This window comes from Pseudonocardia lacus, from assembly GCF_018531445.1.
GTDB lineage: Bacteria > Actinomycetota > Actinomycetes > Mycobacteriales > Pseudonocardiaceae > Pseudonocardia > Pseudonocardia lacus.
Map to the genome: position 1 here is coordinate 20,381 of NZ_JAHDTH010000001.1, position 22,395 is coordinate 42,775.

Here is a 22,395-nt window from a genome sequence, read left to right on the forward strand (position 1 = left end):
CGAGCGGGGCTCCCTAGCGTCGAGCCGTGACCACGACCCCCGAGCAGGCCGGTACCGCCGGTGTCCGCGGGGGCTGCCGGCTGCGGGTGCGCGAGGTCGTCGTGGAGACGGCCGACGCGCGCTCGGTCGTGCTGGAGGTGCCGCCGGAGCACGCCGAGCGCTTCCGCTACGCCCCCGGCCAGTTCCTCACGGTGCGCGTGCCCGGCAGCGGCGGGCGCACGGCGGCCCGCTGCTACTCGCTGGCCGGCGTGCCCGGGCTCGACGAGCACCTGACCGTCACGGTCAAGCGGGTGGCCGGCGGCGCGGTGTCCAACTGGATCTGCGACAACCTGCGTCCCGGCCACGAGCTGGAGGCACTGCCGCCGGCCGGGCGCTTCACCCCGGCCTCGCTCGACGCCGACCTGCTGCTGTTCGCCGGGGGCAGCGGCATCACGCCGATCATGTCGATCGCCCGGTCGGTGCTGGAGCGCGGCTCCGGGACGGTGGTGCTCTGCTACGCCAACCGCGACGAGCAGTCGGTGATCTTCGCCGACCGGCTGCGGGAGCTGGCCGCGCGCTACCCGGGGCGGATGGTGCTGCGGCACCTGCTGGAGAGCGCGGAGGGGCTGCCCACCGTCGCCCGGCTGCGCGATCTCGCCGAGCCCCACCGCGACCGCGAGGCCGCGTTCGTCTGCGGGCCCGCCCCGTTCATGGCGGCCGTGGTCGCGGCGCTCGCCGAGGCGGGCGTGCCGGCGGACCGGGTGGTCCTGGAGCGGTACCTGTCGCTGTCGTCGGACCCGTTCGCCGAACCGGCCGAGGCCCAGGAGATCGACGCGGCCGCCGACCCCACCGCCCGCCTCGTCGTGACGATCGACGGCGGGCGCCACGAGCTGGACTGGCCGCGCTCGACCCTCCTGCTCGACCTGCTGCGCGAGGCCGGCCTGGACGCCCCCTACTCCTGCCGGGAGGGCGCGTGCAGCGCCTGCTCCTGCAGGCTGCGCTCCGGTGCGGTCGCGATGGCCCACAACGAGGTGCTGGAGCAGGAGGACCTCGACGACGGCTGGGTGCTGGCGTGCCAGTCGAGGCCGGTGTCCGACGAGGTCGAGGTGACCTACGACGACTGAGGCACGCCGCTGCGGGCGCCCCGGCGCCGCTCGGTGAGCCGCCGGGACTTCGCCCGGGTGCCGCAGTCGCCCATCGAGCACCAGCGCCGCGAGCCGTTGCGGCTGCGGTCCAGGAACAGCCAGCCGCAGCCGCCCTCGTCGAGCGGGCACGCCTTGAGCTGGCGGACGTCCAGGGTGCGCAGCAGCGCCACCGCGGCGTGCGCGAGGCGGTCGGGGACGACCAGCTCCGGGTCGGTGCCCACCCGCAGGCGGTCGTCGGTGCTTGCGAAGGACAGCGTCGAGCGCCCCATCGCCCGGCGCCAGTGCCCGACCAGCACGTCGAGCGCGGCGTTCGCCCCGTCGGCGGCACCGAGCTGGGTGAGCAGCACGGCGTAGGTCGCCTCGCGGATCTCCAGGGTCGCCGCGTGGGCGCGGGCGCCGCCGTCGCCGTCCGTCCAGGCCCGGCGCACGCGCTCGGCCTCCTCGTCGTCGAGCAGCGCCCCCCGCACTGCCCACCGCGCCAGGTCGTCGGGGGTCCCGAGGTGGTCCGTGCCCACCGTTCCGCCGGGCACGCGCGGCTCGACGGTGTTCACCAGGTCGAGCGCCACGTGCCCGCCGACGACGTTCAACGGACCCACCCCCAGAAGCTACCACCATGAAACCCCCATGGCGGTAGTGGATTGTCGGTGCTCCCCGGTAACGTCCGAGCTACCATCAAAACGCCATCAAGGGGGAAGCATGTCGCTCGGTCCCGCCCGGTCGGTGATCACGCTGTTCGCGTTGGCGCTGTCCACGTTCGTCTTCGTCACCACCGAGACCCTGCCCATCGGCCTGCTGCCGCTGATGGCCTCCGACCTCGACGTCGCACAGGCCGCCGTGGGGCTGCTGGTCACCGGCTACGGCCTGGTCGTGGTGGTCGCCACGATCCCGCTCACCCGCTGGACCCGGCGCATCCGCCGGCGCCGGCTGCTGGCCGTGCTGCTCGGCGTCTCCGCGGTCGGCACGACCGTGAGCGCGCTCGCCGACGCCTACCCGCTGCTGCTGGCCTCCCGGCTGGTCGTCGCGCTCAGCCAGGCCCTGTTCTGGTCGACGGTCACCCCGACGGCGGCCGCACTGGTCCCGGCGCCTGCCCGCGGCCGCGCGCTGTCGATCCTCTACGCCGGCAGCTCGCTGGCCGCGGTCGTCGGGGTCCCGGCGGGCACGTGGCTCGGGCAGGTGGTCGACTGGCGCGCCGCGTTCCTGGCCGTGGCCGCGCTCGGCCTGGTCCCGCTGCTGGTCGTGGCCACGCTGCTGCCCGACACCGCCCGCGGTGGCGGGTCGGCCGACCGCGGGACGGACCCGGACCGGGGCCGCTACCTCGCCCTGCTGGCCTCCACGGCGCTCGCCGTCGCGGGCGCGCTCACCGCGTTCACCTACGTCAGCCCGTTCCTGGTCGAGGTCGGCGGCTTCGCGCTCGCCGCCGTCGGGCCGCTGCTGCTCGTGCGCGGGGTCTGCGGCGTGCTCGGCGTGCTGGCCGTCGGCGCGGTCGTCGACCGGAACCCGTGGCTGACGATGACCGCCGTGGTCGGCCTGCAGGCGGTCGCGCTCGGCGCGCAGTTCCTGCTGGGGGCGGTGCCCGTCGTCGCGGCGGCGGCCGTCGCGGTCGCCGGCCTGAGCCTGTCGGCGCTGACGGCGGTGCTGGGGGCCCGGGTGCTGGCCGTCGCCCCGGACGGCACGGACATGGCCTCCGCGGGCATGTCGACGGCGTTCAACGTCGGGATCGCCGGCGGCGCCCTGCTCGGCGCCGCGCTCCTGCCGCTCGGGGTGCGTGGCACGGCCCTGGCCGGCGCGCTGCTCAGCCTGGGCGCCCTCGCCGTGCTGCTCGCCGAGCCGCGCCTGTCCTCGGCCCGCCGCCGCGCGCGCCTCGGCGGGCCGGTCCGCGGGTACCCGGCGGTTCAGCCCACCGGTTGAGTCGCCTCCCGCATGGCGGTCGCCGCCCGGTAGGCGAAGACCATGCCGGACCCGAGCGGCACCCCCGGGCCGGGGTAGACGTGCCCGGCGACCGACGCCGCGGAGTTGCCCGCCGCGTACAGCCCGGGGATGGGCCGCCCCTCGCCGTCGAGCACCCGCCCGGAGGGGTCGATGCGGGCCCCGCCCTTCGAGCCGAGGTCGCCGAGCACGATCCGGACCGCGTGCAGCGGGCCCCGCTCCAGCGGCACCAGGGCGGGGTTGGGGCCGGTGCCGGTGGCGAAGAACCGGTCGTAGTCGTCCTCGCCGCGGTGGAAGTCGGCGTCGGCGCCGGCGCGGGCGAAACCGTTGAACCGCTCGACGGTCCCCCGCAGTGCATCCGCCGGCACGCCGATCGCCGCGGCCAGCTCGTGCGCGGTGCCGGCGCTGTGCCACAGGCCCGCGGCCCGGAACCGCTCCGGGTCGGGCATCGGCTGGCAGATCCCGGGCACGCTCGGGGTCCGCGAGTCGAACACCCACCAGAACCCGGCGTCCGGGCCGTGCCGGCGCATCCGCTCGTGCAGCAGGTGGCCCATGCGGTCGTAGGGCAGCGACTCGTTGCCGAAGCGCGCGCCGTCGGGGCCGACGAAGATGCCGCCCTGCAGGCCGAGGGTGAACGCGGCGCGCCCGTTCGGGAACAGCGTCGCCGGGCACCACCAGGCCTCGTCGAGCAGGTCGACGGCGGCCCCGACGCCCTGCAGCGCGGCCAGCGCGTCACCGGTGTTCGACCCCGGGGCGGCGGAGGTCCAGTCCGCGCCGGGCAGGCCGTGCAGCGCCCGGCGGCGCTCGGGATCGCACTCGTAGCCGCCGGCCGCGACGAGCACACCGACCCGGGCGCCGACCGACCCCGCGCCGTCCGGCCCGACGCGCACGCCGGTGACACGTCCGTGGTCCAGGACCAATGAGTGCAGCGCCGCACCGGTGCGGATCGCGGCGTTGCCGGTGCGGTCGAGGGCGAGCAGGAGCCGCCCGACCAGCGCCTGCCCGCCGAACAGCGTGCCGCGCTTGACCGGCTGGTCGTACTGGTCGGCGGCGATCGTGGGGCGCAGCTGGTCGAGCCGGTCGCCGAGGCGGTCGCCGCGCAGGGGCAGCGGGCAGATCCCGCGCCCCATCGGCAGGCCCCGGCCGGGGGCGTCGAAGTAGTCCGGGAAGGCCAGCGCCTCGAACTCGACGTCCGGGTCGCGCTCCAGGAACTCGACGAGCTCGGGCCCGGTGCGCACGTAGGCCTCCCGCAGCTCGGCGGGGGTGCGGTCGCCGACGGTGTGGCGCAGGTACTCCAGGCCGTCCTCGACGGTGTCGGCCACGCCCGAGCGGACCAGCACGCCGTTGCCCGGCAGCCAGATCGTCGCGCCCGAGTAGGCGCTGGTGCCGCCGAGGTACCCGGTCTTCTCCACCACCAGCACCCGCAGGCCCCGCGCGGCCGCGGTGTAGGCGCCGGTCAGGGCGGCGGCCCCGGAGCCGACGACCACGACGTCGGTCTCGGTGGGCAGCGCGACGGTGTCGGCGGAACGGTCCGGCATGGGAGGCCTCTCGTCGTCCGGCCGCGCCCGGTCCGCGGGCGCCATCTGGCCGGGACGCTAGCCAGCCCCGCCCGCCACCGGTACGGGCCGTTCCGCTGAGCAGGACGGGACAGCGCTCAGCCGAGGATCAGCGCGCGCCACCGGGCCAGGTCGTCGTCGGTGGCGCCGTGGCGGCGCAGGTACTCCGCGCTCCCGCCCTCCCCGCGCACGGCGCCCAGCACGGCCCGGATCGGCGCCTCGTCCAGCGGCGCCGACTCGCCGGTGACCGGGATGTTCGCGTACCCGCCGCGGGCCAGCATCGCCCGCCGCACCCGCACCATCCGCAGCCCGGTCGCCGCGTAGTCGGCGGCGATGTCGTCCTCGTCGACGCCGGCCGCGGCCAGCAGCAGCGCCACCGCGATCCCGGTGCGGTCCTTGCCGGCCGCGCAGTGCACGAGCACCGGCACCCGTCCGGGCGCCACGACGAACCGCAGGATCTCGACCAGCGCGGGCCCGGCCCCGGCGAGCATCCGCCCGTAGGCCGCGGTGAAGTCGATCCCGCCGTCCGGGCGCTGCAGCGGCGCGTCGGCGCTGACCCGGGTCAGGTCGACCAGCGGCAGGTGCAGCCGCTCCACCGCCCGCCCCGCCATCCAGCCCCCCGGCTCCGGCCCCTCCTCGACCGCACGCAGGTCGACGACCGCCCGCAGCCCGGTGGCGTCGCACAGCTGGGCGGCCGCGGCGGGCGAGAGGTCTTCGAGGTGGTCGCCGCGCAGGAGTACCCCCGGTCGGACGGTGTGCTGGCCGGCGCGGAGGCCGCCGACGTCGCGGACGTTGTGGGCTCCGTCGAGGTCGAGCCACAGCGGGGGTACCGGTTCGGCGGCGGTGCTCACCGGCGGACGATAACTCGGGGAGGTTGCCGCGGGGGTCTCCGGTTGGGCCGGTGTTCCAGGGGCCTCCGGCGGCTCCTACGCGGAGGGCGACCTCTGATCGAGCAGGGGGCGTGGGGAGGTTCCGGGCTTCCCGTTCGGTCCCGGGCTGGGCTCGGGTTCGTCTTCGCAGGGGCGGTGGGGTCTTCGCAGGTGCTGTGGACTCTGCTCAGACCATGGCGACTCTGCGAAGACGGTCCGCGGAGGTGGGGGCCGGTCCTCGCAGCGCTGGGTGGGTGGCGCAGCGTTGGGTGGGTTGTCGCAGGGCGCCGGCGGGCTGCGAGGACACCGCTGGGTCTGTGAGAACACGCCAGGGCTGCGAGGTACGCCGGGCGGACCGGGCCGCGGCCGGGGCGGCGGGCTAGGAGGTCAGTCCTCGAACGCCGCGTAGCCGTCCAGGAAGATCGAGGCGCAGTCGGCCGCGAGCTGCGAGACGGTGTAGGGCCCCTCGGCCCGGTACCACCGCACCGACAGCCACACGGCATCGCGCACGAACCGGTAGAACACCCGCGGGTCGATGTCGTCGCGGAACGTCCCGTCCGCCCGCCCCTGCTCGATCACCGTCATCCACGTCTGCTGCACCTCGGCCGCGGCCGCCTTCACGGCCTCGTACTGCGGCAGCTCGCGGATGTAGCTCATCTCGTTCTGGTAGATGAGCGTGGCGCTCGGCTCGCTTTCCGCGGTGAGCAGCGACGCGGCGATGAGCTGCTCCAGGCGTTCCCGGGGGGCCCGTTCGCCCCGCATGACCTCGCGGTAGCGGCTCAGGAGCTGGTCGAGGTAGGCGGTCACGATCTCGTTGACGATCGCGTCCTTGGACGGGAAGTGGTGGTAGAGGCTGCCGGAGAGCACTCCCACCTCGTCGGCGATCTGGCGGACCGTCGTGGAGGCCACGCCCTGCTTGGCGAACAGATCGGCGGAGCACCGCAGGATCGCCGACCGGCGGTCCCCCTGTGCTGCCACGGATGCTCCTCGTCGACGGTTGCCAAGCGCTTGCTCGTCGCCGAGGCTACACGGGACCGTCGGGCCGGTGATCGCGCGGCGCTCCAACCAAGCGCTTGCTCGTGTACAGTCCGGCCGACGTCGTCGCGGGGGACGGGGTGGTGGCATGGTCGACAAGCTCATGACCGAGGCGGACGTCGTCGCGCGGCTGAGGTCCGGGATGACGATCGGCATCGGCGGCTGGGGGTCGCGGCGCAAGCCGATGTCGTTGGTCAGGGCACTGCTGCGGTCCGACGTCAGCGACCTCACCCTGGTCACCTACGGCGGCCCGGACGCCGGGCTGCTGCTGGCCGCGGGCAAGGTGCGCCACCTGGTCTACGGCTTCGTGTCGCTGGACTCGATCCCCCTCGAACCGCACTTCCGCGCCGCCCGCGAGCGCGGCGGCGTGCGCTTCACGGAGTACGACGAGGGCATGCTGCAGTGGGGGCTGCGGGCGGCGGCCAACCGGCTGCCCTTCCTGCCGACGCGCGCCGGGCTCGCCTCGGACGTGCGCCGCTTCAACCCCGACCTGCGCACCGTGCGCTCGCCCTACGGCGACGAGGAGCTGCTGGCCATGCCGGCGCTGCGGCTCGACGCCGCGCTGGTCCACATGAACCGCGCCGACGCCGCGGGCAACGCCCAGTACCTGGGCCCCGACCCGTACTTCGACGACCTGTTCTGCCAGGCGGCGGAGCGGGCCTACGTCTCGGCCGAACGGGTCGTGCCGACCGCGGAGCTGATGGCCGGCGGTCCGCCGCAGAGCGTGCTGATCCAGCGCTGGCACACCCACGGGGTGGTGCACGCCCCGCACGGGGCGCACTTCACCTCCTGCGCGCCCGACTACGGCCGCGACGAGGCGTTCCAGAAGGCCTACGCCGACGCGGCGGGCGACCCGGCGGCGTGGGCGGCGTTCGTCGAGCGCTACCTGGCCGGCGACGAGCAGCGCTACCAGCGCGCGGTGGGGGCGACGGCATGACCGACGTCGTGGAGGCCGGTGCCGCCACCGCGACGCTCGCGGAGGTCTGCGCCGTCGCGTGCGCGCGGGCGTGGCGGGACGACGGGGAGATCCTGGCCAGCCCGATCACCGTGATCCCGTCCATCGGTGCCCGGTTGGCCCGCGCCACCACCGACCCCGACCTGCTGCTCACCGACGGCGAGGCGGCGCTGGCGGCGGGCGTGTGGGCGGTCGATGCCGCCCCGGACGAGCTGGAGGGCTGGCTGCCCTACCGGGCGGTGTTCGACATCTGCTGGGCCGGGCGGCGCCACGTCATGATGGGCCCGGTCCAGGTCGACCGCTTCGGCAACGCGAACCTGTCCGCGATCGGCCCGTTCGACCGGCCCACGCGCGCGCTGCTGGGCATGCGCGGTGCGCCGGGCAACACGACCAACCACGCCACCAGCTACTGGGTGCGCCGGCACAGCCCGCGGGTGTTCGTCGAGCGGGTCGACGTCGTGTGCGGCATCGGTCACGACCGCGCCGCGCAGGCCGGGCCGACCGCGGCGGAGTTCCTCGACCTGCGCCGCGTCGTCAGCGACCTCGCGGTGCTCGACTTCGCCGGTCCGGACGGGGCGATGCGGCTGGTCTCGACGCACCCGGGCGTGGGTGTCGACGAGGTCGTCGCGGCCACCGGGTTCGACCTCGCGCTGGCCGAGGACGTGACGACCACCCCGCTGCCCACGGCGGCGGAGCTGGCGCTGATCCGCGAGGTCATCGACCCCCGCGGGTTGCGCGAGCGCGAGGTGCGTCCCCGGTGAGGGCCCTGCGCACCCGCCTCACCGAGCTGGTCGGGGTCCGGTACCCGATCGTGCAGACCGGGATGGGCTGGGTGTCCGGGCCGGAGCTGACCGCGGCGACGGCGAACGCGGGTGCGCTGGGCATCCTGGCCAGCGGCACGATCTCGCGCGCGGAGATGGTCGAGGGCATCCGGGCGGTGCGGGAGCGCACCGGGGCCCCGTTCGGGGTGAACCTGGTGGGCACCGCGCCGGACGTCGAGGAGCGGGCGCGGGCCCTGGTCGAGCACGGGGTGGCGGTGGCCTCGTTCGCGATGGCCCCGAAGCGGCACGTGTTCGGCCTGCTCAAGGACGCCGGGGTCGTGGTCGTCCCGTCGGTCGGGGCGCGCCGGCACGCGGAGAAGGTCGCCGCGTGGGGAGCCGACGCGGTGCTCGTGCAGGGCGGCGAGGGCGGCGGGCACACCGGGCGGGTGCCGACCAGCCTGCTGCTGCCCCAGGTCGTCGACGCCGTCGACATCCCGGTGATCGCCGCCGGCGGGTTCTTCGACGGGCGGGGCCTGGTCGCCGCCCTCGCCTACGGCGCGGACGCGGTCGCGATGGGCACCCGGTTCCTGCTCACCTCCGACAGCACCGTCCCGCCCCGGGTCAAGCAGGCCTACCTGGACGCGGGGATGGACGGCACGGTGGTGACCGACCGGATCGACGGGGTGCCGCAGCGGGTCCTGCGCACCCCGATGGTCGAGCGGCTCATCGCGGGCGGCCGCCCGGGTCCGCGGGCGGTGGTCCGGTCGGTGCGCAGCGCAGTGCAGCTCAAGCGCGCGGTCGGCGCCAGCTGGCCCGAGGTGGTGCGCCAGGGCCTGGCCCTCCGCCGCCGGCGCGACCTGGGCTGGGCGGGCGTGCTGATGGCCGCCAACACGCCGATGATGATCCGCACGGGCATGGTCGAGGGCCGGGTCGAGGTCGGCAGCCTGGCCAGCGGGCAGGTCACCGGCCTGATCGACGAGCTGCCCTCCTGCGCCGAGCTGGTCGAGCGCATCGTGGCCGAGGCCGGCGCGACCCTGGCCCGGCTCGGTGCGACGGGCGCGACGCCATGACCGCGCCCGCGGGCCACGGGTTGCTCACCGGCAAGACCGTGCTGGTCACCGCGGCCGCCGGCACCGGGATCGGGTCGGCCACCGCGCGGCGCTGCCTGCAGGAGGGCGCCCGGGTCGCGATCAGCGACCGGCACGAGCGCCGGCTGGCCGAGACCGCCGAGGCGCTCGCCGAGGTGACCGGGGAGGAGCCCTTCGCGGTCGCCTGCGACGTCACGATCGAGGACCAGGTGCAGCGGATGGTCGCGGCGACCGTGGACACCTTCGGCCGGCTCGACGTCCTGGTCAACAACGCCGGGCTCGGCGGCAGCGCCAGCGTGCTGGAGATGACCGACGAGCAGTGGTCCCGGGTGCTGGACGTGACGCTGACGGGCACGTTCCGCTGCACGCGGGCCGCGCTGCGGGTGATGGCCGAGCAGCGCTCGGGGGTGGTCGTCAACAACTCCTCGGTCGTCGGCTGGCGGGCCCAGAAGGACCAGGCCCACTACGCCGCGGCCAAGGCCGGGGTGATGGCGCTGACCCGCTGCTCCGCGCTCGACGTCGCCCACCTTGGCATCCGGGTCAACGCGGTGGCGCCGAGCATCGCCGCGCACCCGTTCCTGTCGCGGACGGCGTCGCCGGAGCTGCTCGACGAGCTCGCGGCCCGCGAGGCGTTCGGCCGCGCCGCCGAGCCGTGGGAGGTCGCCACCGTGATCGCGTTCCTGGCCAGCGACTACTCGACGTACCTGACCGGGGAGGTCGTCTCGGTCTCCAGCCAGCACCCCTGAGAGGAGACGGCCGTGCACGGGATCAGCACGCGGACCGGCGACAGCGGCATCGAGGGCGGCATCGAGGGCGTCATCGAGGGCGTCGTCGAGGTGGTCATGGACGCGCCCCCGGTCAACGCCCTCACCGCGGCCGGCTGGTTCGCCCTCGCCGACGCGCTCACCGCCGCCGGCGCGGACCCGGCCACCCGCGTCGTCGTGCTGCGCGCGGAGGGTCGCGGCTTCAACGCCGGCGTGGACATCAAGGAGTTGCAGGCCTGCCCGGACGCCTCGGCCATCATCGGGGTGAACCGGGGTTGCGCCGCCGCGTTCGCCGCGGTCTACGAGTGCCCCGTCCCGGTGATCGCGGCGGTGCACGGCTACTGCCTGGGCGGCGGGATCGGGCTGGTCGGCAACGCGGACGTGATCGTGGCCAGCACCGACGCCACCTTCGGGCTGCCCGAGGTCGACCGGGGCGCGCTCGGCGCCGCGACCCACCTGTCGCGGCTGGTGCCCCAGCACCTCGCGCGGGCGATGGTCTACACCGCCAAGCCGGCGACGGCGGCGCAGTTGCACGCCTTCGGGTCGGTGCACAGCGTCGTCGACCGCGCGGAGCTGCGCGCGACCGCGCTCGCCCTGGCCGGGGAGATCGCGGCCAAGTCGCCGGTGATCATCCGCGCGGCCAAGGAGTCGCTCAACGGCATCGACCCGTGGGACGTGCGGCGCAGCTACCGCTACGAGCAGGGCTTCACCTTCGAGCTGAACCTCTCCGGCGTCGCCGACGAGGTCCGCGACACGTTCGGGCGGTGAGCGGTGGACCCGACCTGCAACGGCACGCGACGCGGTGCCGGGAGCCCCGACGAGGAGAGCCGATGACCGCCACCGAACCCGTCGTCCGGTACGAGACCGCCGGTGCCGTCGCGCTGGTCACGATGAACCGCCCGCGCTACGGCAACGCGCAGAACTCGGCGATGACCTACGCCCTCGACGAGGCCTTCTACCGGGCCGCCGAGGACGACGAGGTCCGCGCGATCGTCCTGCGCGGTGCCGGCAAGCACTTCAGCGCCGGGCACGACATCGGCACCCCCGACCGCGACACCGACACCTCGTTCCCGCGCCGGGCCGGGCTGTGGTGGGACCACGTCGGCAAGCCCGGCGCCGAGTCCCGGCTGGCCCGCGAGTCCGAGGTCTACCTCGGCATGTGCCGGCGGTGGCGGGAGCTGCCCAAGCCGGTGATCGCCCAGGTGCACGGGGCCTGCATCGCGGGCGGGTTGATGCTGGCCTGGGTCTGCGACTTCATCGTCGCGGCCGACGACGCCTTCTTCGCCGACCCGGTGGTGCGGATGGGCATCCCCGGCGTCGAGTACTTCGCCCACCCGTGGGTGATGGGGCCGCGCCGGGCCAAGGAGTTCCTGTACCTGGGGGAGCGGATCGACGCGCAGCGGGCGCTGTCCTGGGGGATGGTCAACCACGTCGTGCCGCGCGCCGATCTGGAGGAGTACACGCTCTCGACCGCGCAGCGGATCGCCGCGATGCCCCGGCTGGGGCTGGCGCTGACCAAGAAGGCGGTCAACCAGGCCGAGGACCTGATGGGCCAGGCGGCCGGGATGGACTCGGTGTTCGGGCTGCACCACCTCGCGCACGCGCACAACGCCGAGGTCGGCGCCGACTCGCTGGCCGGGCAGGACGCGCGCAGCATGCGCGACGCCCGGCGCGACTCCGAGGGGGGTTCCTGATGGGCCGGGTCGTCGTCGTCACGGGCGCCGGCCAGGGACTGGGCCGCGCGCACGCGCGCGCCTTCGCGGCCGAGGGCTACGACGTCGTGGTCAACGACGTCGGCCCGGCGGCCGAGGCCGTCGCCGCCGCGATCACCGGGGACGGCGGCTCGGCGATCGCCTCGGTCGGTGACGTGGCCGACTGGGACTACGCCGAAGCGCTCGTCGGGACGGCCGTGGAGCGCTTCGGCGACCTGCACGTCCTGGTCAACAACGCCGGGCTGGTGCGCGACCGGATGCTCGTCGGGATGAGCGAGCGGGAGTGGGACGAGGTCCTTCGGGTCGACCTCAAGGGCCACTTCTGCCCGCTGCGCCACGCCGCCGCGCACTGGCGGGCGCAGGCCAAGGCCGGCCGACCGGTCAGCGGGCGGATCATCAACACCAGCTCCGGAGCGGGCCTCATGGGCAGCGTCGGGCAGGGCAACTACTCGGCGGCCAAGGCCGGGGTGCTCGGGCTGACCTGTGTCGCGGCGGCCGAGCTCGCCCGCTACGGGGTCACCGCCAACGCGCTGGCGCCCTCGGCGCGCACCCCGATGACCGAGACCGTGTTCGCCGAGATGATGGCTCCGCGCGCGGACGGGTTCGACGCGATGGCGCCGGAGAACGTCTCCCCGCTGGTCGTGTGGCTCGGCTCGGAGGAGGCGGGCGGGGTCACCGGTCGGGTCTTCGAGGTCGAGGGCGGGCGCATCGGGCTGGCCGACGGGTGGCGCTACGGCCCGCGCCGCGAGCGGGGGCGGCGCTGGGAGGTCGCCGAGGCGGGCAAGGCGGTTCTCGATCTGATCGCCGAGGCCGAGCCGCCCACCCCGGTCTACGGGGCGGGCTGAGGTGGACCCGCGCTTCGACGACGCCGACGAGGCCTTCCGCCGCGAGGTCGCCGGCTGGCTGGTCCGCGAGCTGGGCGGGGAGTTCGCCGAGCTGGTCGACGCGGGCGGGCCCGGCCGCGAGCACGAGCACGTCGAGGCCCGCAAGGCCTGGGAGCGCCGGCTCGGGCGCGACGGGTGGATCGGGCTCGGCTGGCCGGAGGCCGACGGCGGGCGGGGGCTGTCCTGGCAGCGCCAGGTGATCTTCCACGAGGAGTACGCCCGGGCCGGCGCGCCCGGCCGCGTCGGGCACATCGGCGAGCAGTTGCTCGGACCCACCCTGCTGATGTTCGGCACACCGGGGCAGAAGGCCCACTTCCTGCCCGGGATCCTGGACGGCACGCAGCTGTGGTGCCAGGGCTACTCCGAACCCGGCGCCGGGTCGGACCTGGCCGCGGTGTCGACCCGCGCCGAGCTGCGCGCCGACGGCTGGCACGTCGACGGGCAGAAGGTGTGGACGTCGCTGGCCACCGAGGCCGACCGGTGCTTCGTGCTGGCCCGCACCGAGCCCGGCTCCACCCGGCACCGCGGGCTGTCCTACCTGCTGGTGCCGATGCGCCAGCCCGGCGTCGACGTCCGCCCGATCGTGCAGCTCACCGGCACCTCGGAGTTCAACGAGGTGTTCTTCGACGACGCCCGCGCCCCGGCCGAGGACGTCGTCGGGGCGCCGGGGGAGGGCTGGAAGGTCGCGATGGGCACGCTCGCGGTCGAGCGCGGGGTGTCGACGTTCGGCCAGCAGATGGGCTTCGCGCGGGAGTTCGAACGGGTCCTGGCGGCGGCGCGGGCCGGCGGCGCCGCGGACGACCCGGTGATCGCCGACCGGCTGCTGGACTCCTGGATGCAGCTGCAGGTGCTGCGGCACACCGCCGTCATGACGTTGGGCGCGCCCGCCGGCAGCACCCCCGGCACCGAGGCGAACGTCGCCAAGCTGATGTGGGCGCCATGGCACCGGCGGTTGGGCGAGCTGGCCGTCGACGTCCTCGGTGCCGCGGGCACGGTGACCGCCGGCCCCGAGGTGGACGAGCTGACCCCGGCCCAGCGGCTGTACCTGTTCACCCGCGCCGACACGATCTACGGCGGCTCGGACGAGGTGCAGCGCACCGTCATCGCCCAGCGGATGCTGGGCCTGCCCCGCGGGCCGGCCTGATGGACGCCCTGTTCGGCGACGAGCAGCGCGACCTGCAGCGCACCGTGCGCGACCTGCTGACCCGGGAGGACCCCGGCCCGGCGGTGTGGCAGCGGCTCTGCGGCGAGCTCGGGCTGACCGGGATCACCGTCGGCGAGCGGCACGGCGGGGCGGGCGCCACGACCGTCGAACTCGGGATCGTGCTGGCCGAGCTGGGCCGCGCGCTGACCCCGGTGCCGTTCCTGCAGACGGCCGTGGCGGCGACCGTCCTCGACCGCTCTGACGCGCCGCCGGCGGCCGAGGTGCTGCCGGCGCTCGTCGCGGGCGGTCTCGTCGCCGGCCTCGCGACCCCGGCCCCGCCGACCCGCTGGCCGACCGGGTCGGGCCCCGCGCTGACCGGCGTCCTCGACAACGTCGTCGACGGCCCGCACCTCGACCTGCTGCTCACCCCCGCCGTCGTCGACGGCGCGGCCGTGCTCGTCGCGGTCCGCACCGACGCGCCCGGCGTCACCCGCACGACCCTGCCCACCCTCGACCGCAGCCGCCCGCAGGCCCGGTTCGCGCTGCGGGGCGCCCCGGCCGTGGAGATCGGCGACGCGGCATCGGCCTCCCGTGCGACCGACCTGCTGCTCGCGGCCGTCGCGGTGGAGAGCGCGGGCGCGGCGCGGTTCTGCCTCGACACCACCCTCGCCCACCTGCGGACCCGGGAGCAGTTCGGCCGCCCCCTGGGCACCTTCCAGGCGCTGCAGCACCGCTGCGCCGACCTCGCCGTGCTCGTCGAGTCCGCCTGGGCCACGGCCCGGCACGCGATGTGGGCCGCCGACGCCGACCCCGCCGGTGCCGCCGTCTCGGCCCCGTTGGCCAAGGCCTACTGCGCGGACGCGTTCCGGACGGTGGCCGGGGAGATGATCCAGCTGCACGGGGGGATCGGCTTCACCTGGGAGCACCCGGCGCACCGGTACTTCAAGCGGGCCACGTCGACGGACCTGCTGTTCGGGGGGCGGGCCTGGGTGCGGTCGGTGGTGGCGGAGCGGGCGGGGTTGCCGGCGGTTCGGTGAGGTCCTCGGCCACGTCGCAGGGTTTGCGTACTCCGCGCAGGGTCCCCGGACCTTGCGAGGAGTGGGCAGACTCTGCGAGGACGCGCAGCCGCCGTCAGTCAGCGGCGTCCACCGGCGAAGCGGCCAGGTGGCGGGCCGGGAACTCGCCACCCCCGGTGACGGCGAGATCGGCGCCGCTGACGTAGCCGGCCAGCGGCGACGCCAGGTACAGGCACGCCGCGGCGACGTCGGCGGGGGAGGCCATCCGCCCGGCGGGGATGGTGCGGTCCAGGCGCGCCAGCACCGCCTCCCCGGACTCCGCCGCCGAGGCGTACCAGTCGACCATGCCCGGCGTCGCGACCTGCCCGACGGTCACGTGGTTGACCCGGACCGCGGGCGCCCACTCCAGCGCCAGCGCCCGGGTGAGCATCAGCAGCCCCGCCTTGGCCACCGAGTAGGCGGCGGTGCCGGGGCTGGGGTCGTGGGCGCTGATCGTGCCGATGTTGACGATGCAGCCGCCGCGTTCGTGCATCACCGCGTTCGCGGCCTGGGATGCGTAGAAGGCGCCGTGCAGGTTGAGGGCCAGGACGCGGTCGAAGAAGCGGGTCGACATGGTGGCCGCGGCGGCGGCCGGCGAGCCCCCGGCGTTGTTGACCAGCACGTCGAGCGCGCCGAAGGCCTCGACGGTGCCGTGCACCGCGGCGGCGGCCTGCGCGGCCTCGCGGACGTCGGCGGTGACGAACCGGGCCGTGCGCCCGTCCGCCTCGGGCAGGGTCTCCGGCCGCGAGCGCCCGCAGACCATGACGTGCGCGCCGGCGGCCAGGAAGCGCGTGGCGATGGCGCGGCCGATGCCGCGGCCGCCGCCGGTGACCAGCACCGCGCGTCCGGTGAGGTCCAGGGGGTCGGACGGGTCGGTCACAGGCGCTCGATGATCGTGACGTTGGCCTGGCCGCCGCCCTCGCACATGGTCTGCAGGCCGTAGCGGCCGCCGGTGCGCTCCAGTTCGTGCAGCAGGGTCGTCATCAGGCGGGCGCCGGTGGCGCCCAGGGGGTGGCCGAGCGCGATGGCGCCGCCGTTGACGTTGACCCGCTGCGGGTCGGCGCCCGTCTCGTCCAGCCAGGCCAGCACGACCGGCGCGAACGCCTCGTTGATCTCCACGAGGTCGATCTCGTCCAGCGCCAGCCCGGTGCGCGCCAGCGCGTGGGCGGTGGCCGGGATCGGCGCGGTGAGCATCCAGACGGGGTCGGCGCCGCGGGCGGAGAGGTGGTGGACGCGGGCGCGCGGGGTGAGGCCGTGGCGGCGCACCGCGTCCTCGGACGCGACGAGCAGGGCGGCGGCGCCGTCGGAGATCTGGCTGGACGCGGCCGCGGTGACGGTGCCGCCCTCGCGCACCGGCCGCAGCGAGCGGATCTTGTCCAGGTCGGGCTCCCGCGGGCCCTCGTCGTGCTCGACGCCGGCGACCGGCACGATCTCCCGGTCGAAGCGGCCCTCGGCGCGCGCCCGCAGGGCGCGCTCGTGCGAGGTGACGGCGAAGGCCTCCATGTCGGCCCGGGAGATGCCCCACTTCGCGGCGATCATCTCGGCCGACCGGATCTGGTCGATCTCCTGGTCGCCGTAGCGCTCGCGCCAGCCGGTCGAGCCGGAGAACGGGTCGGCGAAGCCGAGCGGCCGGGCCAGGGTCATCGCGGAGCCGATCGGGATGGCGCTCATGCTCTGCATGCCCCCGGCGACGACGAGATCGGCGGTGCCGCTCATGACGGCCTGGGCGGCGAAGTGCACGGCCTGCTGGGAGGAGCCGCACTGGCGGTCCACCGTGACGCCGGGGACCTCTTCGGGCAGCCCGGCGGCCAGCCAGCAGGTGCGCGCAACGTCGCCGGCCTGCGGGCCGACGGTGTCGACGCAGCCGAGGACCACGTCGTCGACGGCGGCCGGGTCGATCCCGGACCGTTCGACGAGCGCGGTCAGGACGGCGGCCCCGAGGTCGGCCGGGTGCACGCCCGCCAGCCCGCCGCCGCGCCGTCCGACGGGCGACCGCACCGCCTCCACCAGGTACGCCTGCGCCACTGGTCCTCCTCCGGGTCGGGTGGTCGGCCGGGAACGTCAGGGTGTCGCCGGGGCGCGCAGCGCGTCCTTGGCGACCTTGCCGGTGGCCCCCTTGGGCAGTTCGGGCAGCACGACGACCGAGCGCGGAACCTTGAAGTTCGCCAGCCGCTCCCGGCACCACCCGAGCAGCTCCCGCTCGGACCGCCGGCCCGCGCCGTGGCGCAGCACCACGAACGCCCGCCCGACCTCGCCGAGGCGCTCGTCGGGGACCCCGACGACGGCGGCCTCGGACACCGCGGGGTGGCGGCACAGCACCTGCTCCACCTCGGCGGGGGCGACGTTGAAGCCGCCGACGATGAACATGTCGCCCAGCCGGCCGGTGATGTGCAGGTTGCCGGCCCGGTCGAGGTGGCCGACGTCGCCGGTGTGCAGCCAGCCGTCGGCGTCGATCGCGGCGGCGGTGGCGGCGGGGTCGTCGACGTAGCCGGCCATGACGTTGTAGCCGCGGACCAGGATCTCCCCGGCGCCGTCGGCCCCGGCGATCGGGGCGATGTCGACCTCGACGCCCTCGACCGGGCGGCCGCTGGTCGCCTCGATGACCTCGTCCGGGTCGCCGTGGCGGCACATCGTCACGACGCCGGTGGACTCGGTCAGCCCGTAGGCGGTGAGGATCTCGCGCAGGCCCAGGTCGGTGCGCATGCGGCGGATCAGCTCGGAGGGGACGGCGGTGGCCCCGGTGATGGCCAGGCGCAGCGACGACAGGTCGCGGCCGGGGCGGCTCGGGTCGTTCATCAGCGTGGCGTAGAGCGTGGGCGGGCCGGGGATGCCGCTCACCCGCTCGCGCTCGACGAGCTCCAGCACCGCCGGGGCGTCCAGGCGCCGCACCGGCAGCGCGGTGGCGCCGCGCAGCAGGCACGACAGCAGCCCGGCCAGCAGCCCGAAGCTGTGGAAGAAGGGGTTGACCAGCAGGTACCGGTCGCCGGCGCGCAGCCCGAGGTGGCCGGTGTAGGTGGTGTAGAGGCGCACCACCTGCCCGTGCGTGTGCGGCACGGCCTTGGGACGGCCGGTGGTGCCGGAGGTGAACATGACCTGCAGGAGCGTGTCCGGGGTGACCGCGTCGCGGGCCGCCGCGACGCCCGTGGTCCCGGCGGCGCGGAACGCCTCCCAGCCGTCGGGGCCGCTCCCGGCGAGGTCGACCGTCGTGCGCAGGTGCGGCAGCGGACCCGCGGCGCGCAGCTCGGCGGCGGGGTCGCGGTCGAGGAAGCCGCCCTCGACGAACAGCGCGGCCGCGCGGCTGCGCGCCAGCACGTGGTGGGCCTCCTCGCCCAGGTAGCGGGTGTTGACCGGCACCAGGGTGAGGCCGACGTGCAGGCAGCCCAGCGCGGCCAGCGCCCAGCGCGCCGAGTTCGGCGCCCACACGGCCACCGCGTCGCCGGCGCGCAGGCCGCGCGCGAGCAGTGCCGCCGCGACGCGCTCGACCTCGTCGAGCAGCGCGGCGTAGGTCAGGCGCAGCTCGCCGTCGACGACCGCCTCCCGGTCGCGGTGGCGTTCGGCGGCGTCCCGCAGCACCTCGGGCACCGTCGCCGGTGCGGTCATCGCGCCCTCCTCCCCGACGTGCGCGTGGTCAGCCCGTCGAGGACCAGCGCGCTGACGGTCTCGGCGAGGTCCGCGCCCGGGCCGGGCGGCGGGCCGCAGTGGAAGAGCCCGTCGCGGATGAGGCGGTAGGCCACCGGGGCGGGGACGTCGGTGCGGAAGCTGCCGTCGGCGCGCCCGCGCTCCAGCGCGACGAGCCAGCTGCGGGTGACCTCGGCGGCGGCCGCGTCGAGCCGGTCGGCCCCGCCGAACTGGTGGCGGCGCCTGCGCTCGCGGCGGTAGATGTCGGCGGCGTGCGGGTGGCGGGTGGTCGCCGCGACGGACGCGGCAACCAGCTGGCGGACCATCTCGCGCGGCGGCGGATCGCGGCGCAGCACGTCGCGGTAGGCGGCGAGCAGGTCGTCGAGGTAGCCGTCGACGACCTCGTCGACGATCGCGTCCTTGGACGGGAAGTGGTGGTAGAGGCTGCCGGAGAGCACGCCGACGCTGTCGGCGATCTCGCGGACGGTGGTGGCCGCGAAGCCCTTGCGGGCGAACAGCCGGGCGGCGCTGTCCAGGATCACCGCGCGGCGCTGCTGCGCGTCGGTCACGCCGCACCCCCGCAGCGGCGGCGCACTCAGGCGCCGATCGGCTGGCGGGGCGCGGCGGCCCCGTGCAGGCTGCTCGGCGGCGCGGTGCGCCCCGCGCTGAACGACGCCCAGACGGCCTGCGCGGTCGCGCGGACCGGGGCGACCAGGTGCTCCAGGTTGACCCGGGTGATCGGACCGCAGACCGACACCGCGGCCTCGGGGGAGCCGGGCGTGCCGATCGGGGCCGCGACGCAGCCGAGCCCCCACGCGGACTCCTCGCGGTCGAAGGAGATGCCGCGGTCCTGCACGCTGACCAGCTCGGCGCGCAGCCTGCGCTCGGTGCCGATGCTGGCCGGGGTCGGGCGGGGCAGTGGCCGGCGCAGCAGCGCCTCGACGGCGGGCTCGCCGGCGTAGGCGAGCAGCACCTTGCCCACCGCGGTGCAGGTGGCCGGGGCGCGCCCGCCGATGCGGGAGGGCACACGCAGCGAGGACCGGCCGCCGAGCTTGTCCAGGTAGACGATCTCGGGGCCGTCGAGCACGGCCAGGTGCACGGTCATCCCGGTGCTGTGCGCGAGCTCGTAGAGGTGCGCCGACGCCGCCCCACGCAGCTGGTGCTGGTAGCAGGCCAGCGTGCCGAGCTCGAGGATCCGCAGCCCGAGGTGGTAGTGCAGCTGGTCGCGGCGCAGCCAGCCGACCTTGACCAGGTGCTCGAGGATCCGGTGGGCCGACGACCGGGGCAGCCCGGTGCGCGCGACGACCTGGGCCAGCGTGAAGCCCTGCGGCTCGTCGAACGAGTCGAGGATCGTGACGATCCGGTCGATCATCGATGCCGGAGCGGGTGACGCCGTCGTCATGGTCCGACCCTTCCGTCGGGGCGGTTCGGATCGGACACTACGACCGGACCGCCACTTGGTCAAGCGCTTGGTCAAGCTGGTCGGGGCGTCAATCGAGCCACCGGTTCAGGGTCTCCACGACGCAGGCGGGGCGGTCGCGGCCCTCGATCTCGGCGGTGACCAGGATCGTGGCCTGGACGCCGCCGTGGACGTCGGCGCAGGCGGTGATCTCGCCGCGGCCGCGGATCCGGGAGCCCGCCGGCAGCGGCGCCGGGAAGCGCACCCTGTTGGCGCCGTAGTTGATCCCCATGCCCACGTCCTCGACGGTGAGCAGCAGGGGCAGGAAGTAGTTGCACAGCGACAGCGTCAGGTAGCCGTGGGCGATGGTGGAGCCGAACGCCGAGGCGCCGGCGCGCTCCGGGTCGACGTGGATCCACTGGTGGTCGCCGGTGACCTCGGCGAACGCGTCGATGCGGCGCTGGTCGACCCGCAGCCAGTCGGTGGGGCCGAGCACCGCGCCGACGGCGGCCCGCAGCCCCGCCGAGCCGCGCACGACCAGCCGGTCTGCGCGCCCGGTCGGGGCCGGCGGGAGGGTCACCGGTCGCGCGCCGACAGCAGCAGCCGCACGGTGAGCGCGAGGCGGTTCTCCACGTCCTCGGCCGAGGCGCGGTGGGTCACCCAGGCCACCAGGTTGGACAGCCACACGTCGCCGATGACCCGGGCGATGTCCTTGTCCTCCTCGGAGGCCTCCTCGACGCCCATCGCGTGCGTGAGCATCCGCTCGGTGAGCCGACTGACCTGGCGCACCTCCTCGGCCACCGACGTGTCGGCGAACATGAAGGCGCGGGTCATGGCCTCGGTGAGGTGGGGGTCGCGCTGGAGGGCGACGGTGTTGCGGTGCAGCACGAGCAGCACGCGGTCGGCGGCGGTGTCGCCGGCGACGGGCGCGCGTTCGATGCGCTCCAGCACCCTGCCCAGCTCCAGGGCCAGGCCGGCGACCAGCAGGTGCACCTTGGAGGGGAAGTAGCGGTAGAGGGTGCCGAGCGCGACGCCGGCCCGCTCGGCGACGGCGCGCATCTGCACCGCGTCGAAGCCGCCCTTGGTGGCCAGGGCCAGGGTCGCTTCCAGGATGCGCCTGCGGCGGTCGCGCTGGGCGGGTGACCCGGCCTCGACCTCGGCCAGCGACACGACGGGGCGCGGGTGGGCGGGGGTGCGGGGAGCTCGCTCTGCCATGTGGGGTCCTCTGTCCGTGCTGTCCCCGATCGGAGACGAGACCACGTTGTGACGCCCTGACCGGAACCTGTTCTCCTGACCACCGGAACGGTACCTCCCCCTCGTGCCACCCGGCGATGCGACGCTTGCGGGCGATCAGCCCGGGCCCCAATACTAGAACAGGTTGCAATTCTCGTCTCTGGTGAGTCGAAGCTGGGGGAGCGCGTGGACTTCGGTCTGGACGACAGCCAGCGGGAGGTGGTCCGGCTCGCCCGCGAGGTGATCGAGCCCGACGCCGACCCGCCCGCGCTGTGGAAGGCGCTGGGACGCGCGGGGCTGCTCACCCTGGCCGTGCCCGAGGAGCTGGGCGGCGCCGGGCTCGGGGTGCTGGCCGGCACGCTGGTGCTCACCGAGGTCGGCCGGCGCGCGGCCCCGGTCGCGGCGCTGGCCACCGTCGCGCTGGGCGTCCTGCCGGTCGCCCGGGCCGGCACGCCCGAGCAGCGCCGCTCGCTGCTGGGCGCGGTGGTCGAGCAGGACGCGGTCCTCTCGGCCGCGCTGCACGAGCCGTCCACCCCGCTGACCCGCGCGCCGCGCACCCGGGCCGAGCGCGACGGCGCGGGCTGGGTGCTCACCGGCACCAAGATCGGCGTGCCGGACGCCGCCGCGGCCCACCGGATCCTGGTGCCGGCCGAGCTGGTCGGCTCCGGCGTCGGGGTGCTGGTCGTCGATCCCGGCTCCGCCGGGGTCGAGGTCCGTCCGACGCCGTCCTCCGGCGGTCGACCCGAGTGCACCGTCGTGCTGCGCGGGGCGCGCTCCGACGACCTGCTCGGCGACGACACCACCGGCCGCGCGCTCGCCGAGCTGCACCGCTGCGCCGTCGCGGGCGCCACCGCCGTCGGCGACGGGGTGCTCGCCGGCGCGTTGGAGCTGACCGCGGCGCACATCGGGTCGCGGGTCCAGTTCGGCCGGCCGCTGGCCGCCTTCCAGGCCGTCGCCCAGCAGGCCGCCGACGTCTACATCGCGGCGCGGACCCTGCACCTGGCGGCGCGGGCCGCGGCGTGGCGGCTCGACGGCGCGCCCGCCTTCGACCCCGCCGCCGACACCGACCTCGACGTCGCCGCCCACTGGCTCGCCGAGCACGCCCCGCCCGCCCTGCACACCTGCCAGCACCTGCACGGCGGGCTGGGCGTGGACGCCGGCTACCCGCTGCACCGCTACTTCGGCCTCGGCCGCGACCTGGCCCGCGCCGTGGGCGGCGTCGAGCACACCCTGGACCGGCTCGCGGCGCGGGCCGCGGCGCCCTGAGCTGCA

Annotated in this window: 23 protein-coding genes; 12 read left to right on the plus strand and 11 right to left on the minus strand. The window is 75.7% G+C overall.

Features of this window, described 5'->3' with window-relative positions; translation table 11 throughout:
* Window positions 1-26 precede the first annotated feature (26 nt).
* Window positions 27-1,103 (plus strand): ferredoxin--NADP reductase, encoded by a 1,077-nt coding sequence (locus tag KIK08_RS00095; protein ID WP_308257277.1) that lies wholly within the window; start codon window positions 27-29, stop codon window positions 1,101-1,103.
* Here KIK08_RS00095 and KIK08_RS39345 read toward each other — a convergent pair.
* Window positions 1,091-1,720, minus strand: a complete 630-nt coding sequence (locus KIK08_RS39345) for a CGNR zinc finger domain-containing protein (protein ID WP_308257278.1) — start codon at window positions 1,718-1,720, stop codon at window positions 1,091-1,093. The two genes, KIK08_RS00095 and KIK08_RS39345, sit on opposite strands and share 13 nt — an antisense overlap.
* 100 nt (window positions 1,721-1,820) lie before the next feature.
* Here KIK08_RS39345 and KIK08_RS00105 point away from each other — a divergent pair, with 100 nt between their 5' ends.
* Window positions 1,821-3,032, plus strand: coding sequence for an MFS transporter (locus KIK08_RS00105; protein ID WP_214400842.1), 1,212 nt, complete (start codon window positions 1,821-1,823; stop codon window positions 3,030-3,032).
* Here the strand turns inward: KIK08_RS00105 and KIK08_RS00110 are convergent.
* The 3 genes from KIK08_RS00110 to KIK08_RS00120 form a co-directional block, all read right to left on the minus strand.
* Window positions 3,017-4,588, minus strand: coding sequence for an FAD-binding protein (locus KIK08_RS00110; protein WP_214400843.1), 1,572 nt, complete (start codon window positions 4,586-4,588; stop codon window positions 3,017-3,019). The two genes, KIK08_RS00105 and KIK08_RS00110, sit on opposite strands and share 16 nt — an antisense overlap.
* Window positions 4,589-4,704: 116 nt before the next feature.
* Window positions 4,705-5,457 carry a tyrosine-protein phosphatase gene (locus KIK08_RS00115; protein WP_214400844.1) on the minus strand — a complete coding sequence of 251 codons (753 nt, stop codon included), beginning with the start codon at window positions 5,455-5,457 and terminating at the stop codon, window positions 4,705-4,707.
* Window positions 5,458-5,862: 405 nt separating this feature from the next.
* On the minus strand, window positions 5,863-6,453 hold the full coding sequence (locus tag KIK08_RS00120; protein WP_214400845.1) for a TetR/AcrR family transcriptional regulator: 591 nt from the start codon (window positions 6,451-6,453) through the stop codon (window positions 5,863-5,865).
* A 145-nt stretch (window positions 6,454-6,598) separates the two neighbouring features.
* Here KIK08_RS00120 and KIK08_RS00125 point away from each other — a divergent pair, with 145 nt between their 5' ends.
* The 9 genes from KIK08_RS00125 (at window position 6,599) to KIK08_RS00165 (ending at window position 14,855) form a co-directional block, all read left to right on the plus strand.
* Entirely contained in the window at window positions 6,599-7,447 is an 849-nt protein-coding gene (locus tag KIK08_RS00125) for a CoA transferase subunit A (RefSeq protein WP_214400846.1), read from the plus strand.
* On the plus strand, window positions 7,444-8,226 hold the full coding sequence (locus tag KIK08_RS00130) for a CoA-transferase subunit beta (protein ID WP_214400847.1): 783 nt from the start codon (window positions 7,444-7,446) through the stop codon (window positions 8,224-8,226). Before KIK08_RS00125 ends, KIK08_RS00130 begins: the two co-directional genes overlap by 4 nt.
* 5 nt (window positions 8,227-8,231) lie before the next feature.
* A complete protein-coding gene (locus tag KIK08_RS00135; RefSeq protein WP_214400937.1) occupies window positions 8,232-9,296 on the plus strand; it encodes an NAD(P)H-dependent flavin oxidoreductase in 1,065 nt (354 codons plus the stop codon).
* On the plus strand, window positions 9,293-10,060 hold the full coding sequence (locus tag KIK08_RS00140; protein WP_214400848.1) for an SDR family oxidoreductase: 768 nt from the start codon (window positions 9,293-9,295) through the stop codon (window positions 10,058-10,060). Before KIK08_RS00135 ends, KIK08_RS00140 begins: the two co-directional genes overlap by 4 nt.
* Before the next feature lie 60 nt (window positions 10,061-10,120).
* A complete protein-coding gene (locus KIK08_RS00145) occupies window positions 10,121-10,846 on the plus strand; it encodes an enoyl-CoA hydratase family protein (RefSeq protein ID WP_308257293.1) in 726 nt (241 codons plus the stop codon).
* A 62-nt stretch (window positions 10,847-10,908) separates the two neighbouring features.
* Window positions 10,909-11,772 carry an enoyl-CoA hydratase gene (locus KIK08_RS00150; protein WP_214400849.1) on the plus strand — a complete coding sequence of 288 codons (864 nt, stop codon included), beginning with the start codon at window positions 10,909-10,911 and terminating at the stop codon, window positions 11,770-11,772.
* Complete coding sequence (locus KIK08_RS00155) at window positions 11,772-12,635, plus strand: SDR family oxidoreductase (protein ID WP_214400850.1); 864 nt, start codon at window positions 11,772-11,774, stop codon at window positions 12,633-12,635. The genes KIK08_RS00150 and KIK08_RS00155 overlap by 1 nt, the downstream gene beginning before the upstream one ends.
* Window position 12,636: 1 nt before the next feature.
* A complete protein-coding gene (locus KIK08_RS00160; RefSeq protein ID WP_214400851.1) occupies window positions 12,637-13,818 on the plus strand; it encodes an acyl-CoA dehydrogenase family protein in 1,182 nt (393 codons plus the stop codon).
* Window positions 13,818-14,855, plus strand: a complete 1,038-nt coding sequence (locus KIK08_RS00165) for an acyl-CoA dehydrogenase family protein (protein WP_214400852.1) — start codon at window positions 13,818-13,820, stop codon at window positions 14,853-14,855. The genes KIK08_RS00160 and KIK08_RS00165 overlap by 1 nt, the downstream gene beginning before the upstream one ends.
* A 94-nt stretch (window positions 14,856-14,949) precedes the next feature.
* Here KIK08_RS00165 and KIK08_RS00170 read toward each other — a convergent pair whose 3' ends face one another.
* The 7 genes from KIK08_RS00170 to kstR form a co-directional block, all read right to left on the minus strand.
* Window positions 14,950-15,753 (minus strand): SDR family oxidoreductase, encoded by an 804-nt coding sequence (locus tag KIK08_RS00170; protein ID WP_214400853.1) that lies wholly within the window; start codon window positions 15,751-15,753, stop codon window positions 14,950-14,952.
* The gene (locus tag KIK08_RS00175; RefSeq protein ID WP_214400854.1) at window positions 15,750-16,898 is read right to left on the minus strand and encodes an acetyl-CoA C-acetyltransferase; all 1,149 of its coding nucleotides are present in this window, start codon (window positions 16,896-16,898) and stop codon (window positions 15,750-15,752) included. Before KIK08_RS00175 ends, KIK08_RS00170 begins: the two co-directional genes overlap by 4 nt.
* Before the next feature lie 36 nt (window positions 16,899-16,934).
* Window positions 16,935-18,473, minus strand: a complete 1,539-nt coding sequence (locus tag KIK08_RS00180; protein ID WP_214400855.1) for a FadD3 family acyl-CoA ligase — start codon at window positions 18,471-18,473, stop codon at window positions 16,935-16,937.
* A complete protein-coding gene (locus KIK08_RS40785; protein ID WP_308257279.1) occupies window positions 18,470-19,060 on the minus strand; it encodes a TetR/AcrR family transcriptional regulator in 591 nt (196 codons plus the stop codon). The genes KIK08_RS00180 and KIK08_RS40785 overlap by 4 nt, the downstream gene beginning before the upstream one ends.
* A gap of 26 nt (window positions 19,061-19,086) precedes the next feature.
* Window positions 19,087-19,893 (minus strand): IclR family transcriptional regulator, encoded by an 807-nt coding sequence (locus tag KIK08_RS00190; RefSeq protein WP_214400856.1) that lies wholly within the window; start codon window positions 19,891-19,893, stop codon window positions 19,087-19,089.
* Window positions 19,894-19,981: 88 nt separating this feature from the next.
* On the minus strand, window positions 19,982-20,470 hold the full coding sequence (locus KIK08_RS00195) for a MaoC family dehydratase (protein WP_308257280.1): 489 nt from the start codon (window positions 20,468-20,470) through the stop codon (window positions 19,982-19,984).
* Window positions 20,467-21,105: a cholesterol catabolism transcriptional regulator KstR gene (gene kstR, locus KIK08_RS00200; RefSeq protein ID WP_214400857.1), complete on the minus strand. Its 639-nt coding sequence runs from the start codon at window positions 21,103-21,105 to the stop codon at window positions 20,467-20,469. Before kstR ends, KIK08_RS00195 begins: the two co-directional genes overlap by 4 nt.
* Before the next feature lie 204 nt (window positions 21,106-21,309).
* Here kstR and KIK08_RS00205 point away from each other — a divergent pair, with 204 nt between their 5' ends.
* Complete coding sequence (locus KIK08_RS00205; RefSeq protein ID WP_214400858.1) at window positions 21,310-22,389, plus strand: acyl-CoA dehydrogenase family protein; 1,080 nt, start codon at window positions 21,310-21,312, stop codon at window positions 22,387-22,389.
* The last annotated feature ends 6 nt before the right edge of the window (window positions 22,390-22,395 follow it).